This is a genomic window from Methylobacterium carpenticola, from assembly GCF_042748905.1.
GTDB classification, from domain to species: domain Bacteria; phylum Pseudomonadota; class Alphaproteobacteria; order Rhizobiales; family Beijerinckiaceae; genus Methylobacterium; species Methylobacterium carpenticola.
In genome coordinates this window covers 4,020,289-4,030,000 of sequence record NZ_JBHZEO010000001.1, presented here as the reverse complement: position 1 = coordinate 4,030,000, position 9,712 = coordinate 4,020,289, and the positions used below count along the sequence as shown (strand labels likewise).

Below are 9,712 nucleotides of genomic sequence, written 5' to 3'. Positions count from 1 at the left end.
TATCTGTCGCATCGTCCGGACATCCGGCATGCGGGCATCAACCCGTTCTATTATTACCTGCTGGAGCGGCGGCAGACGGGCGGCGGGCGCAAGGTTCGGCCGGACGAGGGCGGATCACCTGCCGAGAGCCCGCAGCGTGCCTTCGAGCGCGCGGTCATCGCGCCCTATTTCGACAGGGCCTACTACACCGAGACCTACACCGACGTGGCGATGAGCGGCGTCGACCCGCTCGAGCACTTCCTGACCATCGGCTGGCGCGAGGGCCGCAATCCCGACAGCCGCTTCGACGTGACGGAGTATCTCCGCCTCAACCCCGACGTCGAAGCCGCCGGCTTCAATCCGCTGTATCACTACCTCGTCACCGGCAAGGCCGAGGGGCGACCGGTCCGCTCGCGCCACTCCGCGGAGATCAAGCTCATCGCGTCGGCCCAGCCGATGGGCGACCGCGCGCGCCGGGATCTCGCGAAGCCGAGCCACCGCGCGGCGCTGAGCGCGGCGAGCCTGCGCGCGGCGCTCGGCCGCCTGCTGCCCGCGCATCGCGACCGCTTCGTCATCGGGCTGAGCCACGACGAATACACGCGAACCTACGGCGGCGTTCAGATCTGCATCGGCCAGGAGCAGAGCGAGGCGAATGCGCGTGGACTGAGCTACGTCCACATCGCCCCGGCGCGCCCGGTCCTGGCCTTCCGGCACGACCAGGACAGTGACGACCTCGTCACCCTGACCGTCGACGGCGAGCGCGTCGGCCATGCAAGACACGACGACGTCATCGCCTCCCTCGGAGGCCGGATCGTCGAGGCCGGCAAGGCCTGCGATCTCGTGATCCACTCGGTGCTCGGCTTCTCCCTGCGGTTCATCCTCGACCTGCACGGGAGCCTGCGCCCGCGCCGCACGACGATGTGGGCGCATGACGGCTCGACCCTGTGCACGAACTACGCCCTGCTGCGCAACGACGTCGAGTTCTGCTGGGCGCCCGAGATCGGGTCCTCCGCCTGCAGGGTCTGCGCCTACGGGACGGAGCGCGCCGGGCATGTCGCGGCCATGACGCGCCTGATCGATGCCGTGAAGCCGACGATGCTGTTTCCCTCCGATACGATGCGCGAGTTCTGGGAGAGCCGGTCGCCCTACGCGACGACCGGCGCGAGCGTCCTGCCGCATGCGACCGCGCGCTTCACGGCCGAGCGGCGACGCACGAGCGTGACCTCGCCCCTCCGCATCGCCTTCGTCGGCATCGCCGCGCCGCATAAGGGATGGCACGTCTTCCACGACCTCGCCGAGTCGCATCGCGACGACCCGCGCTACCGCTTCCTCCACTTCGCCACCGAGCCGGGGGCGAAGACGCCGGTGATCGCGTTCCGCGAGACTTCCGTCACCCCGCAGCAGCCGAACGCCATGATCGAGGCACTCCGCGAGGAGGAGATCGACGTCGTCCTGCAATGGAGCCTGTGCTTCGAGACCTTCTCCTTCTCGACCCTCGAAGCCATCCTGGCCGGCACCTTCGTGATCGCCCGGAGCGAGAGCGGCAACGCCGCCAAGCTGGTCACGGATCACGATGCCGGGCTCCTGCTCGCCGACAAGGCCGCCCTCGCCGACCTGTTCGCGACCGGCGCGGCCCTCGACCGCGTCCGGCAGTACCGCGCGAAATCCATCCCGGTCGGGGAACTCCAGCCCAACACGGCGAGCCTGCTCGCCATTTGCGGCGCCGAGGCGGAATATGTCTAAGGTTCACTGCTTTACGAGCATTTCCTTCTCCTACCTGCCCCGGGCGCGCATCCTCGCCGACAGCCTGCGCCGGCACCATCCCGACTGGACGCTGTGGCTCTGCATCTCGGATCTGGAGCCGGACGGTTACCGGCTCGCGGCGGACGACCACGGCTTCGATCGCGTGCTGTGGGCGAAGGATCTTCCCGTCGAGCCCCTGCCCGGCTGGATCTTCCGGCACAACGTCGTGGAGCTGTGCACGGCGGTCAAAGGCTTCTTCCTCAACCACATCCTCGACAGCGGCGCCGACCTCGTCTTCTACATCGACCCCGACATCGTGCTGTTCAACGACCTCGCGCCCGCGGTCGATGCCCTCAGGGACAACGCCATCATCCTGACGCCGCATCTGGTCGATCCGGAGCCGAGGGCGGCGGCGATGTGGGAGAACGAGCGCAGCACCCTGCTGCACGGCGTCTACAATCTCGGCTTCCTCGGCGTGCGCAACGGCGCGGAGGGGCGACGCTTCGCGGCGTGGTGGCAGGAGCGCCTCGAAGCCTATTGCTTCGAGGAGGCGTCGAAAGGGATCTACACCGACCAGCGCTGGTGCGACCTCGTGCCGGCCCTGTTCGACGGGGTGCGGATCCTGCGCGACCCCGGTTTCAACGTGGCCAGTTGGAACCTCGGCAGCCGCCCGGTGACCTTCGACCGCACCGGCACGCTCCGCGCGGGCGAGGTGCCGCTGCGCTTCTACCACTTCACGAAGATCACCCATGTCGGCGCGGCGATGATCGAGCGCTATGCCGGCCGGAGCAGCGCGATCTTCGAGCTGGTGCATTGGTACCGCTCGCAGATCGCACGCTACGAGGACGAGCGTCTGCGCGGCTGGTGGGCCTACGGCCAGTACTCGGACGGCACGCCGATCGCTTATCAGGACCGGGTGAGCTACCGGACGCAGACGCACCTGCAGGAGGACTTCCCGGATCCGTTCCGGGCCAACACCTTCCTGCGCTGGCTGCGATCGCGCGCGGAGGCCGCGTAACCGTCCGGTTCCCCGAGGAGAAGCTCCGGGGACCGGCGCGGCCGTTCACTGGGCCGGCAGGATCGGCAGGAAGCGCTCGATGCCCTGCCAGATCACGAGCTGCGGATCGACCTCCGCCACGTAGTTCCAGTGCACCTCGTTGGTCCAGACGAAGTGGTACTCCTCGAACCAGCGCGAGAACCACCACGACAGGTTGCTCTGTCCGTTCTCGACGAAGCTGAAGAACGAATTCCCGAACACCACGACCTTCTCGCGAATCGGCGCCTCGGGATTCCGCCAGACCTGCCGCCGACCCATATGGGCGCCGTGGCTCGGCACCGCTTCGAAGACCTTCGTCGCCGATTGCACGAAGGCCGGCATCGTTGCGGAATCGACCTCGGAGAAGATCTCCGGCAAGAACAGGCCGAACATCCGGTAGGCGAGGTCGCCGACGGCCATCTTCGCTTCGGTGAAGGCGAATTCGGGCAGCTTGAGGCCGTAGAGCTGCCGGACGATCTCCCGGAACACGACGGCGCTGCCGAAGGGCGACAGATGGCTGTCCGTCCGCTTGGACACCCTCCGGCGGTCCGGCAGCGCCCAGAAGAGATGACGGGCCGAAGTGTGCATGGTTCGGCCGTACCGGGTCAGGCACTCGCTCTCGAGAAGGTCGAGCAGCCGGGTCGGCGCGGCCACCGGCCGGGGAAAGAGTTCCGGCAGGATCGAGATCTTCTCCGGGATGACGATCTGATGGAAGCGCACCTTCGCCCGCTCCGCCGCGTCGAGGCGGGCCGCGATGACGTTCATCCATTGCGCGAAGAGTTCGTCGTCGCCGGTCCGGCGCGGCGAATACTGGCCGATGACGTCGTTGGAGCCGCCGGTGAGGAAGACGAACCCGTCCCGCCCCAGGATGGCCGAGCCGTCGTTCGACACGAGGCCGACCGGCATCGAGACGGAGGTCAGGTCGATGCCGTCCGGTTCGGTCCCGAACGCCGCGTTGTGCAGGAGGTCGCCGTTCCGGTACCGGATGTTGGCGTTGACCAGCATCGACGACAAGATCGTGTGAGTGTCCTCGTTGTTCGCGAAGCCGGTCACGACGGCGGCGATCTGTTCATGCGTCATGCTCTTGAGAGCGGCATCCAGATTGAGGATGGCTGCGGAAAGATCGTGCGCAACATCGTCCATCGAACACTCCCAACGGGCCCGTTCTGCCGTTACGTGACGCGGCCCGTCATCTGCCTGTCGCGGCAGGTCCCCGCTCGGCAGGTCTTCGGGGGACAGTTACAGCATGGCCCGCCCCCGCTCCAGAGCCCCGGGGCGGGAACACTCGCCGGCCCGGGGGCGTTGGGCGCGACAACCGAGAGGACGGACAGCATGACCGCCAAGCCTCCCCCCGTGCCGCCTGCCAACCAGTCCGACAAGGGGCCCGGCAGTGCCCAGGGCGCCCCGACGGAACTCGGCAAGGGCGGCAGCCAGACCAAGGATCCCGACAAGATCGGCCAGGCCGGGAACTCGAAGGTGAACACCACCAACCAGGGATATCAGCAGGACCGATGAGCACATCCAGCAAGGCTCCACAGACCGACCGCCATCACGGCGGCCCCGGCAGCAGCCATCAGAACGCCTCGGAGCCCGCGCACGACGAACGCCGCGGGCCGACGCCCGGCAGCCCGACCAACGATTCCAAGTCGCACGTGTCGGGCGGGGGCGGCGAGCGGGACGCCCACCATACCCACAGCACCAAGGGCCGCGCCCCGGACCGGACGGACCGGTCGCATTGATCTCAAGACAGGCTCCGGACGCACGGTCCGGAGCCTGTCGTGCATCAGCGCCGGGGCTCGCCGTCCGCGCGGGCCACCTCCCGCCACGCCAGCACCACCCGTTCAAGATCGGCGAGATCCTCGGCCGGCAGCGTCGCCAGGGTGCGGGCGACGTAGGCAGTCTGGGCGGCCATGCCGGTGCGGGCGAGGTCGCGGCCTGCCGGGGTGAGATGCAGCGCGTGGGAGCGCCGGTCGCCCGGGATCGGGCGGCGCTCCACGAGGCCCGCCTCGACCAGCCGGTCGATCAGCCCGGACACGTTGCCCTTCGTGACGTAGAGCCGCTCGGCGAGATCCTGCTGCGTCAGCCCCTCGCGCTCGGAGAGGGTCGAGAGCACGTCGAATTGCGGGATCGAGAGCCCGAGCGCCTTCAGATCGGCGGCGACCGCCGCGACGACGCGCCGATTGAGGCGCACGAAGCGGAACCAGATCCGCATCGGATCCGGCTCGGCGGGAAGGACAGCGGGGCGCGGCGACGAGGAAGCCATGCCGATAGTTTAGATCAGAACCATCCCGGCGCCAGGGCGCTCCCGCCGCGGCAGCGGCACCGCTCCACAGCGCGATGGCCCCGTCCTACCCCGCCATGGTGGTCTTCACCGTCTCGACGAGCTGCTTGAGGCTGAAGGGCTTGGGCAGGAAGTTGAATTCCTCGCCCTCCGGCAGGTTCTTCTGGAAGGCGTCCTCGGCGTAGCCGGAGACGAAGATCACCTTCAGGTCGGGATGGCGCTTGCGCAGCTCGCGCAGCAGGGTCGGGCCGTCCATCTCGGGCATGACCACGTCGGAGACGACGAGATCGACCGGCGTCTCACGGTCGGCGATGATCGCGAGGGCTTCCAGGCCCGAGGCGGCTTCGAGCACCGTGTAGCCGCGTGCCGCGAGGGCCCGCCCGTTGACCGCCCGCACCGGATCCTCGTCCTCGACGAGCAGGATCGTGCCCCGCCCGGTTAGGTCCGGCGCCGGGGGCTTCTTCGGCTCGGCGGCGGGCGCGCCGGGGGCCGCCGAGACCGGGGCCGGCAGCGCGGCGGGCACGGGCTCCGCCGGGGCCGCCTCCACCTCCGGCACCGGCACGTGGCGAGGCAGGTAGATGCCGAACACCGTGCCCTCGCCCACCGTCGACTTCACGTCGATGTAGCCGCCCGACTGCTTGACGATGCCGAACACCGTCGAGAGGCCGAGCCCGGTGCCCTTGTTCACTTCCTTGGTGGTGAAGAACGGCTCGAAGATCTTCTCCATGATCTCCGGGGTCATGCCGGTGCCGGTATCGGCCACCTCGACCAGCACGTAGTCGGCGGCGGGAAGCCCGGTGAGCTGGAGCGCGCCCGCAGCCTCCTCGGTGACGTTGGCGGTGCGGATCGCGAGGCGCCCGCCATTCGGCATGGCATCGCGGGCGTTCACCGCGAGGTTCACGATGACCTGCTCGAACTGGTTGACGTCGGCCTTGACCGGCCAGAGGTCGCGCCCGTGCTTGAGGTCGAGTTCGACCCGCTCGCCGAGCAGGCGCTTGAGCAGCAGCGTCAGGTCGGAGAGCGCGTCGCCGAGATGCATCACCTCCGGCCGCAGGGTCTGGCGGCGCGAGAAGGCGAGCAGCTGGCGCACCAGGCTCGCGGCCCGGTTCGCGTTCTGCTTGATCTGCATGATGTCCTGGAAGGCCGGGTCCACCGGCCGGTGGCTGGCGAGCAGCAGGTCCGAGTAGCCGATGATCGCCTGCAGGACGTTGTTGAAGTCGTGCGCGATGCCGCCCGCGAGCTGGCCCACCATCTCCATCTTCTGGGCTTGGTTGATCTGCTGCTGGAGCTGGAGCTGGGCGGTGGTGTCGAGGGCGTAGAGGATCACGGCCTCGCTCGCGGCATCCTCCGCGGGCCCGCCCGCGGCGCGGACCTCGGGGCTGAGCCAGATCCGGGCCGAGCGGTTGCCCGGCGCCGCGACGCCGATTTCCACGGGCGCCACGTCCCCGCGCCCCTCGGCGGCGAGGCGGAAGGCACCGTCGAAGGTCTGCCGGTCGCGCTCGGCGATGCAGTCATGGGCCGAAGGGCCGATCTCGCGGCCCTCACCGGTGCGCGGCAGCGTGCCGAAAAGCCGGGCGAAGGAGGCGTTCGCCCGCACCACGCGGCCGGCGGCGTCGAGGGTCGCCACCGCGATCGGGCTGGTGTTGAAGAAGCGGGCGAAGCGCACCTCGGCGGCGCGTTGGGGCTCGTCGGCCTCCTCGCCCGCCGAGCGGTTGAGCACCAGGGTGCGCGAGGCGCCGGGGCGTCCGTCCGCCCCGTAGGCGACCCGGTGATAGATCCGGGCGGGGAGCGGGTGGCCGTTGCGGCGGCGCAGGTCGAGGTCGAACAGGTCGGTGCGCACCTCGCCCGGCTGGCCGTCGCCCGCCACCAGCACCTCGCCGACCGCGGCCGGCAGGATCTCGGACAGGCGCAGGCCCCCCGAGCCGACCTGGGCGAGGTCGTGGCCGAGCCAGGAGGCCAGGGTCGCGTTCATGTAGACCACCGACCCGCGCGGATCGACCGAGAGGAAGCCGGCCGGGGCGTGATCGAGGTAGTCGATGGCGTGCTGGAGCTCCTGGAAGACGTTCTCCTGGCGCTCGCGCTCGTGGGTGATGTCGTTCACGCTCCACAGGGCCACGGGCCGGCGGGGCAGCGGCAGGGGGCGGACCCCGATGCGGTACCACGCGAAGTCCCGCCCGCCGCCCGGCGGGGGCGCCATGCGGATCTCCTCCGACAGGCTGCGCCCCTCCCGCGCGGCCTGGGCGAGGCGGTAGACCGCCTCCGAAACGTCGGGGCTGCCGACGAAGACGCGTTCGACGAGACGCAGATTCGAGAAGTTGTCGCTGCCGGCGAGCGCCAGATAGGCGGCGTTGGCGTAGATCGGCCGGGTGCCGTCCTCCACCGCGATCATGCCCTCGGGAGCGGCGTCCACCACGGCCTTGGTGACGTCGTTGCGCGCCCCCTGCCCGGTGAGCTGGAGCGCCCCGATGGCGAGGGCGAACAGGGAGAACACCCCCGCCATGGCGAGCACGGCGAGGAGCCCCAGGATCAGCGGCTGGGCCTGCTCGTTGGCGACGAAGCTCAGGCCCACCGCCGCCCCGACCAGGAGGCCGGCGAGCAGCAGCAGGAGGCTGACCCGCCCCGGGCGCTCCGAACGGTCGAGCGAGGCGGCCTCGGTCACGGGCGGGGGGCTCACATCAGGCATGACGCCGCGATCCATCCTGTTCTGCCGGTTCACGGCCCTGCGCGCCCGTCACGCCCCATCCTGCCGCACAAGGCTTGCCCGGAGGTTGAGACCCTGGACCGCGTGGCGTTATGCCCGAGCGGCGGCGCCCGGCAAGTCCGCACCGCCCCCTCAGTGGCGGCGCTGGCGCAGCACGAAGCCGATGACCTCCGCGACGGCCTTGTAGTGCTCGGCGGGAATCACCGCGTCGATCTCCACCGTGGCGTGGAGCGCCCGGGCGAGCGGCGGGTTCTCCACCACCGGCACGCCGGCCTCGGCGGCGATCGCGCGGATCTTGAGGGCGAGGGCATCGACGCCCTTGGCGACGCAGACGGGGGCGGCCATCCCGGTCTCGTAGCGCAGGGCCACCGCGAAATGGGTCGGGTTGGCGACGACCACGGTGGCGCCGGGCACCGCCGCCATCATGCGCTTGCGGGCGCGGCCGTGGCGGATCTGGCGCAGGCGGGCCTTCACCTCCGGGTTGCCGTCGCTCTCCTTCATCTCCTCCTTGATCTCGGTCTTGGTCATGCGCAGGCGCGCCCGCCAGCGCAGGCGCTGGTAGAGGGCGTCGCCGAGGGAGATCACCACGTAGGCCGCGAGGATGCCGGCCATCAGCCGCAGCGCCAGCGCGAGGGTCGCGGGCAGGATCGCGACGGGATCGAGCTGCGCGAAGGCTTCGAGCCGGTCGCGGTCGCCCCACAGCACCAGCCCCGCGACGGTGCCGACGAGGGCGATCTTCACGACGCCCTTGCCGAACTGGAACCACGCCTCGGGCCCGAACAGGCGCCGCAGGCCCGCCATCGGCGAGACGCGCTCCCACTTCGCCCCGAGCATCTCGGTGGTCCAGACGAAGGGATGCTGGAGGAGGCCGCCCGCGAGGCCCGCCGCGAGGGCGGCCCCCACCGGCACCAGCAGGGCGAGGCCGAGCGCCGAGAGCGCCCGGCGCGCGACGGCCTGATAGGCGGCCGGGTCCGAGGGCACCGCGTGCAGGCCACCGAGGAAGCCGCCCATGTCGAGGGTGAGCCCGCGGGCGATGGAGCCCCCCGCGACGAGGAGCACCAGGGTGAAGCCCCCGAGCAGGAACAGGGTGTTGATCTCGACGCTGTTGGCGACGTCGCCGCGCTTGATGGCGTCGTCGAGCCGCTTCTGGGTCGGCTCCTCGGTGCGGTCCTCCTGCTCGGCCCCCTCCGCCACGGCTCAGAGCCTCCCGAACTGGCCGAGCCAGCGGCCGAGATCGTCCACGAACACGCCCATCACCACCCCGAGCGTCGCCAGAAGCACCGTCATGCCGATCAGGATCGAGGCCGGGGTGGCGACGAAGAAGACCTGCATCTGCGGCATCAGCCGCGACAGCACGCCGAGACCGAGATTGAACAGGATGCCGAAGGCGATGAAGGGCGCCGAGATCTGGACCGCCAGGGCGAAGCCCCGCGCCACCGCCCGGATCGCGAAGGCCGCCGCGTCGCCGGTGGCCGGCACGCCGACCGGGGGCATCAGCGCGTAGCTGTCGCGGATGCCCGCGATGGCGAGGTGATGAAGGTCGGCGGCGAGCACCAGGGTGATGCCGAGCAGCGTCAGGAAGGTGCCGAGCGTCGCCTGCTGGCCGGCCGTGGTCGGATCCACCGTCATCGCGTAGGCGAGGCCGAGTTGCTGGGCGATGATGGTGCCGGTGGTCTGGAGGGCGGCGAGCACCGCGCGGACGCTGAGGCCGAGCACCAGCCCCACCGCGATCTCGCCGATCAGCACCCCGATCAGCCGCGGCCCCGCCCCGGCTCCGTCCGTCGGCGGCAGGAGCGGGCGAACGGCCGGGAACAGCACCAGGGCGAGGAGGAGCGCGAAGCCGAGGCGCAGGCGGGGCGCCACCACGGTCTCGCCGAGGCCCGGCATCAGCATGACGAGCGTGCCGACCCGGGCGAAGGTCAGGAGATAGGCCGCCGCGAGGCCGGGGAGCAGGAGGTTCACGGAGGCCGAC

The 9,712-nt window shown here is 70.4% G+C and carries 9 protein-coding genes (1 of these 9 cut by a window edge); 4 read left to right on the top strand and 5 right to left on the bottom strand.

The window, feature by feature from the left end; translation table 11 throughout:
• Both ACE101_RS18835 and ACE101_RS18830 read left to right on the top strand, forming a co-directional pair.
• Nucleotides 1–1,722, top strand: the 3' portion of a protein-coding gene (locus ACE101_RS18835) for a glycosyltransferase family protein (protein WP_379132599.1). Its footprint begins 564 nt before the window's first position; the window shows 1,722 of its 2,286 coding nt (coding positions 565–2,286); its start codon lies beyond the left edge, outside the window; its stop codon occupies nt 1,720–1,722.
• Nucleotides 1,715–2,740, top strand: coding sequence for a hypothetical protein (locus tag ACE101_RS18830; RefSeq protein WP_379132597.1), 1,026 nt, complete (start codon nt 1,715–1,717; stop codon nt 2,738–2,740). Before ACE101_RS18835 ends, ACE101_RS18830 begins: the two co-directional genes overlap by 8 nt.
• Before the next feature lie 45 nt (nt 2,741–2,785).
• Here ACE101_RS18830 and ACE101_RS18825 read toward each other — a convergent pair whose 3' ends face one another.
• A complete protein-coding gene (locus tag ACE101_RS18825; protein WP_379132594.1) occupies nt 2,786–3,901 on the bottom strand; it encodes an alginate O-acetyltransferase AlgX-related protein in 1,116 nt (371 codons plus the stop codon).
• 189 nt (nt 3,902–4,090) lie between these two features.
• Between ACE101_RS18825 and ACE101_RS18820 the strand changes: the two genes are divergently transcribed.
• Nucleotides 4,091–4,273, top strand: coding sequence for a hypothetical protein (locus tag ACE101_RS18820; RefSeq protein WP_379132592.1), 183 nt, complete (start codon nt 4,091–4,093; stop codon nt 4,271–4,273).
• Entirely contained in the window at nt 4,270–4,497 is a 228-nt protein-coding gene (locus tag ACE101_RS18815) for a hypothetical protein (RefSeq protein ID WP_379132589.1), read from the top strand. The genes ACE101_RS18820 and ACE101_RS18815 overlap by 4 nt, the downstream gene beginning before the upstream one ends.
• Before the next feature lie 44 nt (nt 4,498–4,541).
• Here the strand turns inward: ACE101_RS18815 and ACE101_RS18810 are convergent, their stop codons facing one another.
• The 4 genes from ACE101_RS18810 to fliR form a co-directional block, all read right to left on the bottom strand.
• Nucleotides 4,542–5,021 (bottom strand): MarR family winged helix-turn-helix transcriptional regulator, encoded by a 480-nt coding sequence (locus ACE101_RS18810; RefSeq protein ID WP_379132586.1) that lies wholly within the window; start codon nt 5,019–5,021, stop codon nt 4,542–4,544.
• Nucleotides 5,022–5,106: 85 nt separating this feature from the next.
• Nucleotides 5,107–7,722: a cell cycle histidine kinase CckA gene (cckA, locus tag ACE101_RS18805; protein WP_379132583.1), complete on the bottom strand. Its 2,616-nt coding sequence runs from the start codon at nt 7,720–7,722 to the stop codon at nt 5,107–5,109.
• A gap of 150 nt (nt 7,723–7,872) precedes the next feature.
• Nucleotides 7,873–8,934, bottom strand: coding sequence for a flagellar biosynthesis protein FlhB (gene flhB / locus ACE101_RS18800; protein ID WP_379132581.1), 1,062 nt, complete (start codon nt 8,932–8,934; stop codon nt 7,873–7,875).
• Between the two features lie 3 nt (nt 8,935–8,937).
• On the bottom strand, nt 8,938–9,702 hold the full coding sequence (gene fliR, locus ACE101_RS18795) for a flagellar biosynthetic protein FliR (RefSeq protein ID WP_379132579.1): 765 nt from the start codon (nt 9,700–9,702) through the stop codon (nt 8,938–8,940).
• Between the last annotated feature and the right edge of the window lie 10 nt (nt 9,703–9,712).